Consider the following 17,636-nt stretch of genomic DNA (forward strand, 5'->3'; position numbering starts at 1 on the left):
GCCCTTCACACCGTTCTCACCGTCCTCGGGACGGAGGCTCAGCGCTTGGGGTCGACCAGACCGGCCCGGCGCAGCGCGTCCGCCATGGCGCTGTTGGCGGGCGCGGCCTGCGGACGGCCACCGCCGCCTCCGCCACCACGCTGGCCGCCGCCGTTGCCCCCGCGCTGGCCCTGGCCGCCGCCTCCGCGCTGGCCGCCACCTCCGCCGCCGCGCTGGTTGCGCTCCCCACGCTCCCCGCGCTGCTGCGGCGGGCGCCCGCCGCCACGCGGTCCGCGGTCGCCGCGCTGCTCGGAGCGCTCGCCGCGCGGCGCCGCCTCGTCGTCGAGGCGCAGCGTCAGCGAGATCCGCTTGCGCGGGATGTCCACGTCGAGGACCTTCACCTTGACGATGTCGCCGGGCTTGGCCACGTCCCGCGGGTCCTTGACGAAGGTCCGCGACATCGCCGAGACGTGTACCAGGCCGTCCTGGTGCACACCGATGTCCACGAAGGCGCCGAAGGCCGCGACATTGGTGACCACGCCCTCCAGGACCATCCCGGAGGACAGGTCCGAGATCTTCTCGACGCCCTCCTTGAAGGTGGCCGTACGGAACGCGGGCCGCGGGTCGCGCCCGGGCTTCTCCAGTTCCTTGAGGATGTCGGTGACCGTCGGCAGACCGAAGCTGTCGTCGACGAAGTCCGCGGGCTTCAGCGAGCGCAGCACCGCGGTGTTGCCGATCAGCGCGGCCACCTCGTCACCGGCGCGCTCGCCCATCCTGCGCACCACCGGATACGACTCCGGGTGCACGCTGGAGGCGTCCAGCGGATCGTCGCCGCCCCGGATCCGCAGGAACCCCGCGCACTGCTCGTACGCCTTCGGGCCGAGCCGGGGCACGGACTTCAGGGCGGCGCGGGAGCGGAACGGGCCGTTGGAGTCGCGGTGCGTCACGATGTTCTCGGCGAGCCCGGAACCGATCCCGGAGACCCGCGCGAGCAGCGGGGCGGAGGCGGTGTTGACGTCCACGCCGACGCCGTTCACACAGTCCTCGACGACCGCGTCAAGGGAGCGGGACAGCTTCACCTCGGACAGGTCGTGCTGGTACTGACCGACTCCGATCGACTTGGGGTCGATCTTGACCAGTTCGGCGAGCGGGTCCTGAAGGCGGCGCGCGATGGACACGGCGCCGCGCAGCGAGACGTCCATGGCGGGCAGTTCCTGCGAGGCGAAGGCCGAGGCGGAGTACACCGAAGCGCCCGCCTCCGAGACCATCACCTTGGTGAGCTTCAACTCCGGGTGCTTGGTGATGAGTTCACCGGCGAGCTTGTCCGTCTCCCGGGAGGCGGTGCCGTTGCCGATCGCGACCAGCTCGACCGAGTGCTCCGCGGCCAGCCGGGCCAGCTTCGCGATCGCCTCGTCCCACTTGTTCTGCGGGACGTGCGGGTGGATCACGTCCGTGGCGACGACCTTGCCGGTGGCGTCGACGATGGCGACCTTCACACCGGTACGGAAACCGGGGTCGAGGCCGAGCGTGGCGCGCGTCCCCGCGGGTGCGGCGAGCAGCAGGTCGCGCAGGTTGGCCGCGAAGACCTGTACGGCCTCGTCCTCGGCCGTGGTGCGCAGCCGCAGCCGCAGGTCGATGCCCAGGTGGACCAGGATGCGGGTGCGCCAGGCCCAGCGCACCGTGTCCTGGAGCCACTTGTCGCCCGGCCGTCCCTGGGCGGCGATGCCGAACCGGTCCGCCACCAGCGCCTCGTACGAGGAGGGGCCGGTCTCCTCCGCCGCGTCGGCGGGCTCCGGCTCCAGGGCGAGGTCGAGGATCTCCTCCTTCTCACCGCGCAGCATGGCGAGGATCCGGTGCGAGGGAAGCTGGGTGAACTCCTCGGCGAAGTCGAAGTAGTCGGCGAACTTCGCGCCCGCCTCCTCCTTGCCCTCCCGGACCTTGGCCGCGAAACGGCCGCGCTGCCACATGCGTTCGCGCAGCTCGCCGATGAGGTCGGCGTCCTCCGAGAAGCGCTCGGTGAGGATCGCGCGGGCGCCGTCGAGCGCCGCCTGCGCGTCGGCCACGCCCTTGTCGGCGTCGACGAAGGCGGCGGCGGCCGCGGCCGGCTCCACCGAGGGGTCGCCGAGCAGGCCCTCGGCCAGTGGTTCGAGACCGGCCTCACGGGCGATCTGCGCCTTGGTACGCCGCTTCGGCTTGAACGGAAGGTAGATGTCCTCCAGCCGCGCCTTGGTCTCGGCGGCGCGGATCCGGGCCTCCAACTCCTCGGTCAGCTTGCCCTGTTCGCGCACCGATTCGAGGATCGCGCTCCGGCGCTCCTCCAGTTCGCGCAGATACCGCAGCCGCTCCTCGAGGGTGCGCAGCTGCGCATCGTCGAGCATCTCGGTGGCTTCCTTGCGGTAACGGGCGATGAACGGCACCGTCGAACCGCCGTCCAGCAGTTCCACGGCAGCCTTCACCTGCCGCTCCCGCACGCCGAGTTCCTCGGCGATCCTGCCTTCGATGGACCCTGTGAGGGCTGTGGTCACGATCCCGTACCGCCTTATCCGGTTCAGCTTGCGCCGCAATTGTGGCAGGCCGGACCGACATCCGGGGGACAGGGCGGCCGCGGCAGCGTGCCGCCGCGAACCGGGCGGCGGGCGCGCACCGTCGGCGGGACGTCCGTCACCCGGTCACCCAAGAGCCCCGCACCGCCGTACGGATGCGCTCAGCCCTTGCCGATCATGTCGTCCGGGAAGGCGCCGTTGAGGAAGGCCGTGGTGAGGAAACCGGTGGCCAGTTCGGTCAGTCGGGCCACCTTGTCCGCGCCGAGATGCTCGTACGGTGCGACATCGAGACGGTCGGTGGCCAGCTCCAGTTCCTTGCGGTGGGCGACGCCCTCGGGGGTGGGCTCGCCGTCGGCGTCCAGGAGACCGCGTCCGCGCAGTCGTTCGGCGGCCGCGTCCCAGTCCGCCTCGGTCCAACCCCGGGTGGCCAGTACCCACTTGGGGGTCATGCCCTTGCCGGTCGCGGTGTGCGTCACCAGGGCTTCCACCGGGTCGAGGCCGGCGGCGAGCAGGGCCGCCAGATGACCGTCGCCGCGGTGCTCGCGCAGCAGGGTCGCGGCGTGCCAGAGGGCCAGATGCGGAGCGTCCGGCACCGGCAGGGCCGCGTGCGCCGCGTACAGCGGGCGCGCGTGCGGGGCGCAGGCCTGGGCGGCGTGCAGGGCGAGGTCGGCGGCCTCCGCCAGCTCCGGTGAGCCGATGATCTCCTCGCCGAGCAGGCGCCGCAGACTCGTGTCCACGGCGCGCAGCCGGGCGTCGAGTACCGCCGCGGGGGAGGCCGTCCGCCAGACCGCGGGCACGTGCCGGGCCACGAGCTCGGGGCGGAAGTTGTAGAAGGTGGCCGTGACCACCGGCGCCTCGACCGGCCCGAGGGCGGCGGCCCGCACGGCGAAGTACGCGGCACTGCGGTCCTCGACTCCCAGCTCGGCCAGCTCCGACGCCAGCTCGGGGGAGAAGTAGTGGGTGGAGTGCAGCGGGTTGAGGACGTTGTGGCAGCGGCGGGCGGCGCGGTCGGGCAAGGCGGCAGTCGTCATGGCCTCATGCTACTGACCGGTCGGTACGTCGCCGAGGGGCGTGTCATCGCGACTCTTGAACCGGATCGCGACTCTTGAACCGGCGGGCGGCGAGGGGGCGCGTCCGCCCGGGGATGCGCGTGGCAGCGGCGGTGGCAGGAAGAGTGGGGCCCCCGTCATTGCTGCCATCCGGCAGGCCCGCGAGAATTCCGGGCATGACCGCAACACCCGGCGCCCGTCGGGCCGTTCACCCCCGGCCCGTCCTGTTCGTCCTCTTCGACGGCCTGCAGAGCCTGGACCTCACCGGACCGTTCGAGGTCTTCAGCGGGGCGGGCCGACACCTGAGGGACAGCGGCGCCTACCCGCTGCGTACCGCCTCGCCGGGCGGGCTTCCGATCAGGACCGACAGCGGGCTGACCCTGATGCCGGACCTCGCGCTCGAAGACGCCGAGGTGCCGCACACTCTGGTGGTCCCCGGCGGCCCCGGAGCCAACCGCGCGGACCCGGTACTGGTCGACTGGCTGCGCGAGCACGGCCCGCGCGCCGAACGGCTGGTCTCGGTCTGCACCGGCAGCTTGCTGCTCGCCGCGACCGGCCTGCTCGACGGACGCCGGGCCACCACGCACTGGGCGTACTGCGCGACCCTCGCCCGTGACCATCCGGCCGTACGCGTCGAACCCGAGCCGATCTTCGTACGCGACGGAAAGGTGTCCACCTCGGCGGGCGTGACCGCCGGGATCGACCTGGCGCTGACCCTGGTCGAGGAGGACTACGGCCACGAGACCGCGCTGACCGTGGCCCGGTACCTGGTGGTCTTCCTCCGACGGCCGGGAAACCAGGCGCAGTTCAGCGTGCAGCTCGCCGCGCAGACCGCACACAGCGAACCGCTGCGGGAGGTGCAGCACTGGATCGCCGAGCACCCGGCGGCCGACCTCTCGGTGGAGACCCTCGCCGCCCGCGCGAACCTCTCCCCGCGCCACTTCGCCCGCGCCTTCCGGGCCGAGACCGGCGTGACGCCCGGCCGCTACGTCGAGCGCGTACGGGTCGAGCAGGCCCGCCGCCTCCTGGAGGACTCCTCGTACGGCGTGGAGGAGATCTCCCGGCACTGCGGCTACGGAACGCCCGAGGCGATGCGCCGCGCCTTCGTGAAAACGCTGGGCGCACCGCCCTTCGAGTACCGCCGCCGCTTCCGCCCGGAGCGGAGCACCGAGGCCGTTCCGGCATCTGCATCGGCCTGAGACGCCGCTAGCCACGCCAACCCCCGCCCAGGGCCCACCCCGCCGTCCTCGCAGCCCTCAACTGCCGCCGGACGTAAGCCTTTTGCTGCCCAGTCCCCTGGATCAAGCATCACATCTCAGCGCATAACGGCGCCACAGAACGGCGCAACAGAACGGCGCAACAGAACCGCGCCACAGAACCGCACCGCACCCAACGCCCGAAAGGATCTCCCATGCAGATCGCCTTCGTTCTCTTCCCGGGATTCACCTCGCTCGACATCGTCGGCCCGTTCGAGATGCTGGCCAAGCTGCCGGACACGGAGTCCGTCTTCGTCGCCGAGCGCACCGGCGAGTACCGCAACGAGGACGGTCAGCTCGCCCTCGTCGCCGACCGGACCCTGCGGGAGGTGTCGCGGCCCGACATCGTGGTGGTTCCCGGCGGGCCGGGGCAGGCCGACCAGATGGACAACCAGGTCCTCCTGGACTGGCTGCGCGAGGTGGACGCGCACAGCACCTGGACCACCTCGGTATGCACCGGCTCGCTCCTGCTGGCCGCCGCCGGACTGCTGACCGGCCGGACCGCCACCTCGCACTGGCTCGCCCTCGACGAACTGACCGCGCGTGGCGTGCGGGCGACGGGCCGACGTGTGGTCACCGACGGCAAGTACGTGACCGCCGCCGGAGTCTCCTCCGGCATCGACATGGGCCTCCTGCTCGCGGGCCGGGTGGCCGGCGACGAGGTGGCGCAGTCCATCCAGCTGCTCACCGAGTACGACCCGCAGCCGCCCTACGACGCGGGTTCCCCGGAGAAGGCACCCGCCGAACTCGTCGCGCAGTGGCGTGCCCGGAGCGGCGCGTCGCAGTGAGGCGGTCGGCGTGGTCCGGTCAGGCGGGGAGTGGGAGGGCGGCGAGGTCGGGGGCCGCCCCGGCCGGTCAGCCCGAGGCCGTCCAGCCGAAGCGCGGGGCACGCCGCTCCAGGAAGGCGCTGATGCCCTCGGCGGCCTCGGAGCTGCTCGCGACCTCGGCGGACCAGTGGTCCACGCGGTCGATCCGTCCGGCCGCGTACTCCTTGGCCGCGGACTGTGTGAGCAGTGAGCGCGAGGTGAGGGTACGGGTGAACTCGGCCACCCGCTTGTCGAGTTCACCGGCGGGGAGCACCTCGTCGACCAGGCCGGTGCGCAAGGCGCGGGCGGAGTCGACGAGTTCACCGGAGAACAGCAGGTACTTGGCGGCGGCGGGGCCCACCAGTGAGACCAGGCGCGCGGTGGACGAGGCCGGGTAGACGATGCCGAGCTTGGCCGGGGTGACCCCGAACAGTGACCCGTCCTCGCAGAACCGCAGATCGCAGGCGGCGGCCAACTGGCTTCCGCCGCCCACGCAGTAGCCACGAATCGCGGCGAGCGTCGGCTTCGGGAAGTGCGCCAGCGCCTCTTCGGCCCGTACGGCGAGGTGCTGGGCGTCGGCCGGGCTGCCGTCCTCGCCGCGGAGGGTGGAGATGTCGGCGCCCGCGCAGAAGGTCTCGCCCTCGCCGGTGAGTACCAGCGCGCGCACCGTGTCGTCGGCGGCGAGTTGGTCGAGGAGCGACGGCAGCGAGGCCCACATGCCCGCGGTCATGGCGTTGCGCTTGGCGGGGTGGTGAATGACGACGGTGGCCACCGAATCGGCGACCCGGTGCAGCAGCTGGGGCTCCATGCAGCGGATCGTAACCGGCGGTTGATCTCTGTCGGGGGTGCCGTCCGTCACAGGCCCGGCGCGGTGCTGGTTCGCGCGGTTTCGCGTGCCCTGGCCGTATCCGTCCTATGCGGGTGCGATTGAATCCGGAACAAGTCGGGCGGTACCCGGTCCGTGCCGGGGCGCACTCGGGCCGCAACGGTCAGAATGCGTCGATACTCGGCGACTTGTGGTCATGCCCGCGGCATGGACCGGTCCGTTCCCAAGACTTTGACTGTGGCGACAATCGAGTACAGGGGTGGCGACCGGACGATGGAGGACCGCGGGTGGGGGACGCTGCCGCGGCCGGGGGCGGGTGCGCGGGTGCCCGCGGGCGCACCGGCGGGGGCACCACCGCCCTACGAGGGTGTGTGGCGATTCACCGCACAGGCCGAGGAGGCCTCGGTGCCCAAGGCGCGGCACGCGGTACGTGACCTGCTGCGCAGGCAGCAGGTCCCGGTCTCGGACGAAGTGGTGCAGGGGCTGCTGCTGATCGTCTCCGAACTCGCCACCAACGCCGTCCGGCATGCGGCGGTGCTCTCGCCCCTGCTCGCCGTCGAGGTGGCCGTGGGCGCCGAGTGGGTGCGCGTCTCCGTCGAGGACAACCACCCCTACCGGCCCACCGCCCTGGTGGCCGACCACGCGCAGACCGGAGGTCGCGGTCTGCTGCTGGTGCGGGAGGTCACCAGGGAGGCGGGTGGCGTCTGCGACGTGGAGCACACCGCGGGCGGCGGCAAGATCATCTGGGCCGCCCTGCCGCTGACCACGCTGGGCGCCAGCTGAACCGTTTCGCGGCCGCCCTCGGGCGGCCGCCGGTTCACCAGCCCGCGGCGGGGCCCGTCAGTTCCCGTACCGCGGGACGCGCGGCGTCGAGGACCGTCATGAACCAGGCCGAGAACGTGTCCCGTGCGTGCCGCTCGGCGAGCTCGGCGGCCGTGACGAAGGCGGTGTCGGCGATCTCCTCGGGGTCCGGCTCGAGCGGCGACTGCACCATGCCGACGAAGAGATGGTTGAACTCCTGCTCCACCAGGCCCGATTCGGGGTCCGGATGGTTGTAGCGGACCGTGCCCGCCTCGGCGAGCAGCGAGGGCGAGATGCCGAGTTCCTCGTGCGTCCTGCGGGCCGCCGCCGTGAACGGGGCCTCGCCCGGGTACGGGTGCCCGCAGCAGGTGTTGGACCACACGCCGGGGGAGTGGTACTTGCCGAGCGCGCGCCGCTGGAGCAGCAGTCGCCCCTGCTCGTCGAAGAGGAACACCGAGAAGGCGCGGTGGAGTTGGCCGGGAGCCTGATGGGCGGCGAGCTTCTCGGCGGTGCCGAGTGTGTTGCCCTCCTCGTCGACCAGTTCAAGCAGGATCGGATCCGTCGTGGATCCGGGTGCGCCGTCCGTCTCGGTGGCAGGTGTGATCGGCATGCCCATCCTTCGCTCGTTCTTCGCGCCCCAAGTCTGCCGTATCCCACTGACATCGGGTGGTTCCGGCGGATTTCGCATGTCCCGCAGGGGGATCGCGAGTCGTCGGCACTGGGACGACCGGCCGGATGGCCGACCGGTCTCCTGATCGTGCCCGGGGGTCACCGAGGCGATACGTCCCGTAAGGGTGGCGTCCGACAGGGGCGCGTGCTCCTCGCGCGAGGGCTCACCGGAAGGGCGGAGTCCCGCGGGGAGCGAAGCCGCACCGGAACAGGAAGTGAAGTCCCGCAGGAGCAGTCGGTGAAGCTTCACAGGATGGGCGCTTCACAGGAAAGGGACAGGAAACCGGCGGTTGTCCGGCACATGGGGCCGGACAGCGCGAAGGCCGCCCCTGGGGCGGCCCGGGCAGAAGCCTGAGGAGTCAGGCGTCCGCCCCTCGCTTCAACCGCATATGCACCGGACGCGCCCGCAAGTCGGGCAGACGGGGACGTGCACGCTTCCTCCTTCGGCTTCTGGTGCCGGGGCGTGCGTGCGGGGCGGCCCGGGAGGGAGTCCGGGCCGACGTCCGCCTGCACACCTGTCGGCAGCGGGGGGCGGTTTTCGTGACGGCATCGAATCCGCGGTGCCGTCGTCCCCCCGCATCGGTACAGACGTCGCGGATGGCCGTCGAGTTCCCTCCCGTCCTGGTTCTCTGCTCTCCGCCGCTGTTTTGCCTGTTTGTCGCGCATGGGCCGAGATCCCGGATTCCCGGGGCCGACTGACCCTGTGTCCGTTTCGCCCGGGGGTGCCGCGGCTCAGTGGCAGAGCCTGGCCTCGTGCTCGGCGTGCCCGCCGGGCTCCAGCTGGAAGGTGCAGTGCTCCACGTCGAAGTGGTGGCCGAGACAGCCCTGCAACTCGTGCAGCATCTTCTCGTGGCCGATCGCGTCGAGTACGTCCGAGCGGACCACGACGTGCGCCGAGAGCACGGGCAGACCCGAAGTGATCGTCCAGGCATGCAGATCGTGTACGTCCTCCACTCCGTCGAGGGCCAGTATGTGCGCGCGGACCTCCGCGATGTCCACACCCTTGGGCGCGGCTTCCAGAAGTACGTCGAGGGTCTCGCGGAGGAGTTTGACCGTACGCGGCACGATCATCAGGGCGATCACGAGCGAGGCGACCGGGTCCGCGGCCTGCCAGCCGGTCGTCATGATCACCACGGCGGAGATCAGTACCGCGACCGAGCCGAGGGCGTCGGCCACGACCTCCAGGAAGGCGCCGCGGACGTTGAGGCTCTCCTGCTGACCGCGCATCAGCATCAGCAGCGAGGCGACATTGGCCACGAGGCCGACGAGTGCGAACGCGATCACGGGTCCGGTTTCGGTGTCCGCCGGGTTGATGAACCGATGGATCGCCTCGTACAGCACATAGCCGCCCACTCCCAGCAGCAGCAGGCAGTTGGCGAGGGCGGCGAGGATCTCGGCGCGTGCGTAGCCGAAGGTGCGCTTGTCGCTGGGCGGCAGCCCGGCGAAGTGGATGGCGAGCAGGGCCATGGCGAGCCCGAGCGCGTCCGTCGCCATATGGGCCGCGTCGGCGATCAGCGCCAGCGAGTCGGCGACCAAGCCGCCCACGACCTCGACGAGCGTCACACCGAGTGTGATCGCGAGCGCAATGCGCAGCCGACCGCGGTACGCGGCGCTCGCGGTGCCCGGGGCCGCGCCGTGTCCGTGCGCGTGCCCGTGGTCGTGACCTGCCCCCATGCCGACACCTCCGTCCGGCCCGTGAAGGCCCTCCCGCCACTGCTACGAGCCGATGGCCGTGATCCCTGGGATCTCCCGGCACGCCGACAGTGAACTACGTTCCCGACCGTTCGGGCAACACGGCAGTGAACACCGTTGTCATATGCTCTGACCTGCGGAAATGATGATCGGAGCCAAGTAATCCGGAGGGATCGGTTCCGGCCTCCCGGGCTGGAATCGGCGGGCGGGGGCGCAGGGCCGTGCTCCGCGGGTGCTTTCAGGGCGATGGATTCCGCTTCTCGCTCATCTCCGGCGGTGCGGGCGCGAGTTGGTGTGTGCGTACCGGCCCGGCGCAGTGCTGTGCGTGAGCAAATAGCCGTGACGGCGGGTGAGATGAACGCGGGGCGGCAGTGGTGACAGGGCGTCGCGTGGTTCGCGTGGGGCCGCCTCGTGGTGTGGCCGAAAGGCCCTTCGGCCGCCAAGGGCTGCCCCCCGGGCGCGGAGTCGGGCCCGCCCTCCCTCATGTGATCAGCGATGTCGCGGCCGCGAGGGCCAACTGGGCGCTTTCGGTGGACCGTAGGCATGTCGTAAATGTGTTGGTATGAGAGGCGGGTTTGTCGGCCCGGGGGCACATCCGTGATGATGATCGTGGCGGCCGAAAAGTCAGCACCCGCTTATCGGATCATGAACGTGTGGTGAACCCACGCCCCTCGTCATCCGGTACCCTCTGCCGAATCGCCGCCCGGCGGGACCGGCCAGAGGCGTTTCAGCAGCAATGATCCGGCGCGCGAAGGTGCCGAAGTCAAGGAGTGGATTCGTCTGTCGACCGCGATCGTCACCGGTTCCGCGGTGCCCGGGTCCCCTCTTCGGGGTGATCTGGAGGCACTGGGCTTCGAGGTGCGGTACGCCGAGGACGCGTCACAGGTGGCCGGATTGCTCCAGGACGTCCCGGCGGGGCGGCGGGTGGCCGTGGTCGACAGTCGTTTCGTCGGTCACCGGCACGCACTCCGGCTCGCCCTGACCGACCCCCGCTTCCCCGTCGCGGCCGTACCCGGCGCACTCACCGCACAGCCCGCCGCGCGCCCAGCGCTGACGCGCGCACTGGCCGCCGAGGTCACCGCGACCGTGGGCGGATCCGGGACCGCCGCCCTCGCCGTCGACTCACCGGCCGACCGGCTCACCGAGAACCTGCTCGCCGACGGCGGCGACGTCCACCGGCCCGAACTCGGCACTCTCGTCGCCGAAGTGCCCACGGACACCGCCGCGCGCGAAGCGGCCCGGGCGGCCGTCACCGCCGTCGACGAGGAAGCGGTCCGGCTACGCACCGCCGTGAAGTCGCGCGACGGCTTCTTCACGACGTTCTGCATCAGCCCCTACTCCCGCTACCTCGCCCGCTGGTGCGCCCGGCGCGGACTCACTCCGAACCAGGTCACCACCGCCTCGCTGCTCACCGCCCTGCTCGCGGCGGGCTGCGCGGCCACCGGCGAGCGCATCGGCTTCGTGGCCGCGGGCGTCCTGCTGCTCCTGTCCTTCGTACTCGACTGCGCGGACGGCCAACTCGCCCGCTACTCCCTCCAGTACTCCACCCTCGGTGCCTGGCTGGACGCGACCTTCGACCGCGCCAAGGAGTACGCCTACTACGTGGGTCTCGCCCTCGGCGCCGCGGCCGCCACCGGCGACGACGTATGGGCGCTCGCGCTGGGCGCGATGGTGCTCCAGACCTGCCGCCACGTCGTCGACTTCGCCTTCAACGAGGCCAATCACGACGCCAGCGCCAACACCAGTCCCACCGCCGCGCTCTCCGACCGGCTCGACCGGCTCGGCTGGACGGTGTGGCTGCGCCGCATGATCGTGCTGCCCATCGGCGAACGCTGGGCGCTGATCGCCCTGCTCACGGCCGTGACCACACCCCGGATCACGCTCGTGGTGCTGCTCGTCGGCTGCTCGGTCGCCGCCCTGTACACCACGGCCGGACGCGTACTGCGCTCGCTCACCCGCAAGGCGCACCGCACCGAGCGGGCCACCGCCGCACTCGCCGACCTGTGCGACACCGGCGCCATCGCCGCCTCGGTCGCCGCACTCGGCCACCGCACCGCGCGCGCCCTGCCCGCTCTCGCGCCCGTCGCCCTCGCCGTCCTCGGCGGCGCGCTCGTGGTGACGGCCGGCGCGGTCGCGGACTTCGGCAGCGTCTGGCCGGTCCTCGCCGCGGCCGTCTACTGCCTCACCTCGGGCCTGGCCGTCGCGCGCCCCCTCGGGGGCAGCCTGGACTGGCTGGTCCCGCCCGTCTTCCGGGCGGCGGAGTACTGCACGGTGCTCGTGCTCGCCGCTCGCTCGGAGGTGAACGGAGCCTTGCCCGCGGCTTTCGGGCTGGTGGCCGCGGTCGCCTACCATCATTACGACACCGTGTACCGCATCCGTGGCGGCACCGGTGCACCCCCGCACTGGCTGGTGAGGACCGTCGGCGGGCATGAGGGCAGGACGCTGCTGGTCACCGCGCTGGCCGCGTCGCTCGCCACCTCGGATTTCACTGTCGCGCTCACGGCACTCGCCGTGCTCGTGGCCCTCGTGGTGCTCGTCGAGAGCATCCGCTTCTGGGTGTCCGCGAAGGCACCCGCCGTACACGACGAAGGAGAACCCGCATGATCGGCCTCGTGCTCGCGGCCGGCGCTGGCCGGCGTCTGCGCCCCTACACCGACACCCTGCCGAAGGCACTGGTGCCGGTCGGACCCGAAGGCGACGAGGAGAGCCTGACGGTTCTCGACCTGACCCTCGGCAACTTCGCCGAGATCGGGCTCACCGAGGTCGCGGTCATCGTCGGCTACCGCAAGGAGGCCGTCTACGAGCGCAAGGCCGCTCTGGAGGCCAAGTACGGCCTGAAGATCACGCTGATCGACAACGACAAGGCCGAGGAGTGGAACAACGCCTACTCCCTGTGGTGCGGCCGGGACTCGATCAAGCACAGCGTGATCCTCGCCAACGGCGACACCGTGCACCCCGTCTCCGTCGAGAAGACCCTGCTCGCCGCGCGCGGTGAGGGCAAGCGGATCATCCTCGCCCTGGACACCGTCAAGCAGCTCGCCGACGAGGAGATGAAGGTCGTCGTCGACCCGGAGAAGGGCGTCCAGCGCATCACCAAGCTGATGGACCCCGCCGAGGCCACCGGCGAGTACATCGGCGTCACCCTCATCGAGGGCGAGGCCGCCGACGAACTCGCCGACGCGCTGAAGACCACCTTCGAGCGCGACCCCGACCTCTACTACGAGGACGGCTACCAGGAGCTCGTGAACCGCGGCTTCAAGATCGATGTCGCGCCCATTGGTGACGTCAAGTGGGTCGAGATCGACAACCACGACGACCTCGCCAAGGGTCGTGAGATCGCATGCCAGTACTGACCCGGCTCATCCCCTCGCCGGTCGTCGTCGACATCCGGCCGGGGGTGCTCGACCACCTGGCCACCATCCTGTCCGACCAGCGCATCGCGCCGTCGGGCCGGATGGCCTTCGCCATCAGCGGCGGCTCCGGGCAGGTACTGCGCGAGCGGTTCGCCCCGGCGCTGCCGCACGCGGACTGGTTCGACGACGCCGACGGAACCATCGACGGTGCGGTGCGCCTGGCCGACTCCATCAAGAGGGGCGGCCACTACGACGCGGTGATCGGCCTCGGCGGCGGCAAGGTCATCGACTGCGCCAAGTACGCCGCGGCGCGGGTCGGTCTGCCCCTGGTCGCAGTGGCCACCAACCTCGCCAACGACGGTCTGTGCTCCCCGGTCGCCACCCTGGACAACGACGCGGGCCGCGGCTCGTACGGCGTGCCCAACCCGATCGGGATCGTCATCGACCTCGATGTGATCCGCGAGGCGCCCGTGCGCTTCGTACGGGCCGGCATCGGCGATGTGATCTGCAAGATCTCCGCCGTCGCCGACTGGGAACTCTCCCACCGGGAGAACGGCGAGCAGGTCGACGGCCTCGCCGCCGCCATGGCGCGTCAGGCGGCCGAGGCCGTACTGCGCCACCCCGGCGGCATCGGCGACGACGACTTCCTGACCACGCTGTCCGAGGCGCTGGTCCTGTGCGGCATCTCCATGTCCGTGGCCGGGGACAGCCGCCCGGCCTCCGGTGCCTGCCACGAGATCAGCCACGCCTTCGACCTCACCTTCCCCAAGCGCAACGCGCTGCACGGGGAACAGTGCGGCCTCGGCGGCGCCTTCGCCACCTTCCTGCGCGGCGACCACGACACCGCGGGGCACATGACCGAGGTGCTGCGCCGCCACGGACTCCCGGTGCTCCCCGAGGAGATCGGCTTCTCGATGGACGAGTTCGTGCGGGTCGTGGAATTCGCCCCGCAGACCCGCCCCGGCCGCTACACCATCCTCGAGCACCTCGACCTGTCCACCAACCAGATCAAGGACGCATACGCCGACTATGCCAAGGCCATCGGTAGCTGAGCTCCGCCCCGTCGTCCACCCCGCCGGGGTGAAGGACCGGCGCAGCGGTGAGCACTGGGCGGGACGCCTGTACATGCGAGAGGTCTCGCTGCGCGTCGACCGCTACCTGGTCGACACCAGGATCACGCCCAACCAGCTCACGTACCTGATGACCGTCTTCGGTGTGCTCGCGGCCCCGGCGCTGCTCGTGCCGGGCGTCGCGGGGGCCGTGCTCTGCGTGCTCGCGGTACAGATGTACCTGCTCCTGGACTGCGTCGACGGCGAGATCGCGCGCTGGCGCAGTCAGTACTCGCTCGGCGGGGTCTACCTGGACCGGGTCGGCGCCTACCTCACCGACGCCGCGGTCCTGGTCGGCCTCGGTCTGCGCGCGGCGGACCTGTGGGGCACCGGCCGTATCGACTGGCTGTGGGCGTTCCTCGGCACGCTGGCCGCGCTCGGCGCGATACTGATCAAGGCGGAGACCGACCTCGTGGGCGTGGCCCGCCACCAGGCCGGGATGCCGCCGGTGCAGGAGTCGGCGTCCGCGCCGCGCTCCTCCGGGATGGCGACGGCGCGGCGGGCCGCCGCGGCGCTGAAGTTCCACCGGCTGATCCTCGGTATCGAGGCCTCCCTGCTCATCCTGGTCCTCGCCATCCTGGACGCGGCCCGGGGCGACCTCTTCTTCACCCGTCTGGGCACCGCCGTCCTCGCGGGCATCGCGCTGCTGCAGACCCTGCTGCACCTGGTGTCCGTCCTCGCGTCGAGCAGGCTGAAGTGACCGGCCCGGCGGGAGGCGCCCCCAGAGTCGGCGCGGTCATCATCACCATGGGAAACCGCCCCGAGGAACTGCGCGCGCTCCTCGACTCGGTCGCCGGGCAGGTCGGCGACCCGGTCGAGGTGGTGGTCGTGGGCAACGGTTCGCCGGTGCCCGACGTCCCCGCCGGAGTCAAGACCATCGAACTGCCCGAGAACCTGGGCATCCCCGGCGGCCGCAATGTCGGCATCGAGGCCTTCGGGCCCGCCGGACGGGATGTCGACATCCTGCTCTTCCTCGACGACGACGGTCTCCTCGCCCGCAAGGACACCGCACAGCTCTGCCGCCAGGCGTTCGCCGACGACCCCGAGCTCGGCATCATCAGCTTCCGCATCGTCGACCCGGAGACCGGGGCGACGCAGCGCCGTCATGTCCCGCGCCTGCGGGCCTCCGACCCGATGCGTTCCTCCCGGGTCACCACCTTCCTCGGCGGCGCCAACGCGGTGCGCACCAAGGTCTTCGCCGAGGTGGGGGAGCTGCCCGAGGAGTTCTTCTACGCCCATGAGGAGACCGACCTCGCCTGGCGCGCGCTCGACGCCGACTGGATGATCGACTACCGCTCCGACATGGTCCTCAACCACCCCACGGCGGCCCCGTCCCGGCATGCCGTTTATCACCGCATGGTGGCCCGCAACCGTGTCTGGCTCGCCAGGCGAAACCTTCCGGCCACGCTCGTCCCGGTCTATCTCGGCGTCTGGCTGCTGCTCACCCTGGTCCGCCGCCCCTCCCGTCCGGCGCTCAAGGCCTGGTTCGGCGGCTTCCGTGAGGGATGGGCCACACCGTGCGGGCCCCGCAGGCCGATGAAGTGGCGTACGGTGTGGCGCCTGACCCGGCTGGGCCGACCTCCCGTGATCTGAACCGCTCGGATCTGAGAGCATTCGGCGGTATCCAGGTCCCTGGCCCTGGCCTACGCCCGACCCGGATGCGTATTTTGAGGACGAAAGTTTCCATTGGTGAGTGAGACAACGCATGACGGCGGTGTTGCGGTGACCGCTCCTCCGTCGCCCGATGACGGGCTCACACCGGCTGAGCTCGCCGGCAAGTACGGATTGACGGTCAGTGGTGCGCGTCCGACGCTGCGGGGGTATGTGCGGCAGTTGTGGGGGCGGCGGCATTTCATTGTGGCGTTCTCGCAGGCGAAGCTGACGGCGCAGTACAGCCAGGCGAAGCTGGGGCAGTTGTGGCAGGTGGCGACGCCGCTGCTGAACGCGCTGGTGTACTTCCTGATCTTCGGTCTGATTCTTCAGGCGGACCGGGGTATGGAGCGTGAGGTCTATGTTCCGTTCCTGGTGACGGGCGTGTTCGTGTTCACGTTCACGCAGAGTTCGGTGATGGCCGGGGTGCGGGCGATCGCGGGCAATCTGGGTCTGGTGCGGGCGTTGCACTTCCCGCGGGCGTCGCTGCCGATCTCGTTCTCGTTGCAGCAGCTTCAGCAGTTGCTGTTCTCGATGATCGTGATGGTGGCGGTCGCGATGGCGTTCGGGAGCTTCCCGACGTGGTCGTGGCTGCTGATGGTCCCGGTGCTGGTGCTGCAGTTCTTCTTCAACACGGGCCTGGCGCTGATCATGGCGCGGCTGGGCAGCAAGACCCCCGACCTGGCGCAGCTGATGCCGTTCGTGATGCGCACCTGGATGTATGCCTCGGGTGTCATGTTCTCCATCCCGGTGATGCTGGAGGACAAGCCGCAGTGGGTGGCCGACATCCTGCAGTGGAACCCCGCGGCGGTCTACATGGACCTGATGCGGTTCGCGCTGATCGACGGGTACGGCTCGCGCAATCTGCCGCCACATGTGTGGGCGGTCGCGCTGGGCTGGGCCGTCCTGCTCGCCGTGGGCGGGTTCATGTACTTCTGGAAGGCTGAGGAGAAGTACGGCCGTGGCTGAGGACATCGAGGACATCACCGGGGCGCAGATCCCCACCGTCATCGCGGACGAGCTGCACATCGTCTACCGCGTGAACGGCGCGAAGACCGGACGCGGCACCGCGACCGCGGCCCTGAGCCGCATCATCAAGCGCGGCGAGGAACGCGGCGTACGCAAGGTGCACGCGGTGCGCGGTGTCAGCTTCACCGCCTACCGCGGCGAGGCGATCGGCCTGATCGGCTCGAACGGTTCCGGGAAGTCGACCCTGCTGCGCGCCATCGCGGGCCTGCTCCCCGCGGAGCAGGGCAGGGTCTACACCGACGGGCAGCCCTCGCTGCTCGGCGTCAACGCCGCCCTGATGAACGACCTCACCGGCGAGCGCAACGTGATCCTGGGCGGGTTGGCCATGGGCATGTCGCGCGAGCAGATCCGCGAGCGCTACCAGGAGATCGTCGACTTCTCCGGCATCAACGAGAAGGGCGACTTCATCACCCTGCCGATGCGTACGTACTCCTCCGGCATGGCCGCCCGCCTGCGATTCTCCATCGCTGCCGCCAAGGACCACGACGTCCTCATGATCGACGAGGCCCTCGCCACCGGCGACCGCTCCTTCCAGAAGCGCTCCGAGGCCCGCATCCGCGAACTGCGCAAGGAAGCCGGCACCGTCTTCCTCGTCAGCCACAACAACAAGTCCATCCGCGACACCTGCGACCGCGTCCTGTGGCTGGAACGCGGCGAACTGCGCATGGACGGCCCCACCGACGAGGTCATCAAGGAGTACGAGAAGTTCACCGGCAAATAGCCCGTGAACTCCGATGAGCCTGGCGTGTCCGACCCGAGCCCCGTCGCGTATCCGGCGGGGCTCAGGGCAATCTCCGGGTCAACTTCCTTCCCTGGGCGGAATCTTGACGACGATCGGTGTGTTCTTGTGATCTGTGGGTCACGCGCGGCTCGT

General features: G+C 70.7%; 15 protein-coding genes. 10 read left to right on the forward strand and 5 right to left on the reverse strand.

What is annotated here, in order from left to right:
* Nucleotides 1-38 precede the first annotated feature (38 nt).
* Both HUT18_RS31275 and HUT18_RS31280 read right to left on the reverse strand, forming a co-directional pair.
* Nucleotides 39-2,504: a Tex family protein gene (locus HUT18_RS31275; RefSeq protein WP_176103867.1), complete on the reverse strand. Its 2,466-nt coding sequence runs from the start codon at nucleotides 2,502-2,504 to the stop codon at nucleotides 39-41.
* Between the two features lie 179 nt (nucleotides 2,505-2,683).
* Nucleotides 2,684-3,553, reverse strand: coding sequence for a hypothetical protein (locus HUT18_RS31280; protein ID WP_176103868.1), 870 nt, complete (start codon nucleotides 3,551-3,553; stop codon nucleotides 2,684-2,686).
* Between the two features lie 194 nt (nucleotides 3,554-3,747).
* On the opposite strand from HUT18_RS31280, the gene HUT18_RS31285 reads away from it, so the two are divergent.
* Entirely contained in the window at nucleotides 3,748-4,770 is a 1,023-nt protein-coding gene (locus tag HUT18_RS31285) for a GlxA family transcriptional regulator (protein ID WP_176103869.1), read from the forward strand.
* 212 nt (nucleotides 4,771-4,982) lie between these two features.
* The gene (locus HUT18_RS31290) at nucleotides 4,983-5,615 is read left to right on the forward strand and encodes a DJ-1/PfpI family protein (RefSeq protein ID WP_176103870.1); all 633 of its coding nucleotides are present in this window, start codon (nucleotides 4,983-4,985) and stop codon (nucleotides 5,613-5,615) included.
* Nucleotides 5,616-5,682: 67 nt separating this feature from the next.
* On the opposite strand, the gene HUT18_RS31295 is transcribed toward HUT18_RS31290, so the two are convergent.
* The gene (locus tag HUT18_RS31295; protein ID WP_176103871.1) at nucleotides 5,683-6,441 is read right to left on the reverse strand and encodes an enoyl-CoA hydratase/isomerase family protein; all 759 of its coding nucleotides are present in this window, start codon (nucleotides 6,439-6,441) and stop codon (nucleotides 5,683-5,685) included.
* A gap of 291 nt (nucleotides 6,442-6,732) precedes the next feature.
* Here HUT18_RS31295 and HUT18_RS31300 point away from each other — a divergent pair, with 291 nt between their 5' ends.
* Entirely contained in the window at nucleotides 6,733-7,242 is a 510-nt protein-coding gene (locus HUT18_RS31300) for an ATP-binding protein (protein WP_176103872.1), read from the forward strand.
* Between the two features lie 34 nt (nucleotides 7,243-7,276).
* Here the strand turns inward: HUT18_RS31300 and idi are convergent, their stop codons facing one another.
* Nucleotides 7,277-7,870: an isopentenyl-diphosphate Delta-isomerase gene (gene idi / locus HUT18_RS31305; RefSeq protein WP_176103873.1), complete on the reverse strand. Its 594-nt coding sequence runs from the start codon at nucleotides 7,868-7,870 to the stop codon at nucleotides 7,277-7,279.
* A 791-nt stretch (nucleotides 7,871-8,661) separates the two neighbouring features.
* A complete protein-coding gene (locus HUT18_RS31310) occupies nucleotides 8,662-9,603 on the reverse strand; it encodes a cation diffusion facilitator family transporter (protein WP_176103874.1) in 942 nt (313 codons plus the stop codon).
* A 798-nt stretch (nucleotides 9,604-10,401) separates the two neighbouring features.
* On the opposite strand from HUT18_RS31310, the gene HUT18_RS31315 reads away from it, so the two are divergent.
* The 7 genes from HUT18_RS31315 to HUT18_RS31345 all read left to right on the forward strand — a co-directional run bounded on the left by HUT18_RS31315 (nucleotide 10,402) and on the right by HUT18_RS31345 (nucleotide 17,483).
* Nucleotides 10,402-12,225: a DUF5941 domain-containing protein gene (locus HUT18_RS31315; protein ID WP_176104917.1), complete on the forward strand. Its 1,824-nt coding sequence runs from the start codon at nucleotides 10,402-10,404 to the stop codon at nucleotides 12,223-12,225.
* Nucleotides 12,222-12,974 carry a sugar phosphate nucleotidyltransferase gene (locus tag HUT18_RS31320; RefSeq protein WP_176103875.1) on the forward strand — a complete coding sequence of 251 codons (753 nt, stop codon included), beginning with the start codon at nucleotides 12,222-12,224 and terminating at the stop codon, nucleotides 12,972-12,974. The genes HUT18_RS31315 and HUT18_RS31320 overlap by 4 nt, the downstream gene beginning before the upstream one ends.
* A complete protein-coding gene (locus HUT18_RS31325; protein ID WP_176103876.1) occupies nucleotides 12,962-14,026 on the forward strand; it encodes an iron-containing alcohol dehydrogenase family protein in 1,065 nt (354 codons plus the stop codon). The genes HUT18_RS31320 and HUT18_RS31325 overlap by 13 nt, the downstream gene beginning before the upstream one ends.
* Entirely contained in the window at nucleotides 14,004-14,783 is a 780-nt protein-coding gene (locus tag HUT18_RS31330) for a CDP-alcohol phosphatidyltransferase family protein (protein ID WP_176103877.1), read from the forward strand. Before HUT18_RS31325 ends, HUT18_RS31330 begins: the two co-directional genes overlap by 23 nt.
* Nucleotides 14,784-14,830: 47 nt before the next feature.
* On the forward strand, nucleotides 14,831-15,676 hold the full coding sequence (locus HUT18_RS31335; protein ID WP_176103878.1) for a glycosyltransferase family 2 protein: 846 nt from the start codon (nucleotides 14,831-14,833) through the stop codon (nucleotides 15,674-15,676).
* Nucleotides 15,677-15,772: 96 nt separating this feature from the next.
* A complete protein-coding gene (locus HUT18_RS31340; RefSeq protein ID WP_176103879.1) occupies nucleotides 15,773-16,702 on the forward strand; it encodes an ABC transporter permease in 930 nt (309 codons plus the stop codon).
* Nucleotides 16,695-17,483, forward strand: a complete 789-nt coding sequence (locus HUT18_RS31345; protein WP_176103880.1) for an ABC transporter ATP-binding protein — start codon at nucleotides 16,695-16,697, stop codon at nucleotides 17,481-17,483. The genes HUT18_RS31340 and HUT18_RS31345 overlap by 8 nt, the downstream gene beginning before the upstream one ends.
* Nucleotides 17,484-17,636: the final 153 nt, after the last annotated feature.

The organism is Streptomyces sp. NA04227, assembly GCF_013364195.1.
GTDB lineage: Bacteria > Actinomycetota > Actinomycetes > Streptomycetales > Streptomycetaceae > Streptomyces.

Coding starts and splice junctions, on each gene's coding strand:
- HUT18_RS31330 (WP_176103877.1), top strand. CDS start 14,004: ATGCCAAGGCCATCGGTAGCTGAGCTCCGCCCCGTCGTCCACCCCGCC.
- HUT18_RS31325 (WP_176103876.1), top strand. CDS start 12,962: ATGCCAGTACTGACCCGGCTCATCCCCTCGCCGGTCGTCGTCGACATC.
- HUT18_RS31310 (WP_176103874.1), bottom strand. CDS start 9,603: ATGGGGGCAGGTCACGACCACGGGCACGCGCACGGACACGGCGCGGCC.
- HUT18_RS31335 (WP_176103878.1), top strand. CDS start 14,831: ATGGGAAACCGCCCCGAGGAACTGCGCGCGCTCCTCGACTCGGTCGCC.
- HUT18_RS31320 (WP_176103875.1), top strand. CDS start 12,222: ATGATCGGCCTCGTGCTCGCGGCCGGCGCTGGCCGGCGTCTGCGCCCC.
- HUT18_RS31300 (WP_176103872.1), top strand. CDS start 6,733: ATGGAGGACCGCGGGTGGGGGACGCTGCCGCGGCCGGGGGCGGGTGCG.
- idi (WP_176103873.1), bottom strand. CDS start 7,870: ATGCCGATCACACCTGCCACCGAGACGGACGGCGCACCCGGATCCACG.
- HUT18_RS31295 (WP_176103871.1), bottom strand. CDS start 6,441: ATGGAGCCCCAGCTGCTGCACCGGGTCGCCGATTCGGTGGCCACCGTC.
- HUT18_RS31280 (WP_176103868.1), bottom strand. CDS start 3,553: ATGACGACTGCCGCCTTGCCCGACCGCGCCGCCCGCCGCTGCCACAAC.
- HUT18_RS31285 (WP_176103869.1), top strand. CDS start 3,748: ATGACCGCAACACCCGGCGCCCGTCGGGCCGTTCACCCCCGGCCCGTC.
- HUT18_RS31290 (WP_176103870.1), top strand. CDS start 4,983: ATGCAGATCGCCTTCGTTCTCTTCCCGGGATTCACCTCGCTCGACATC.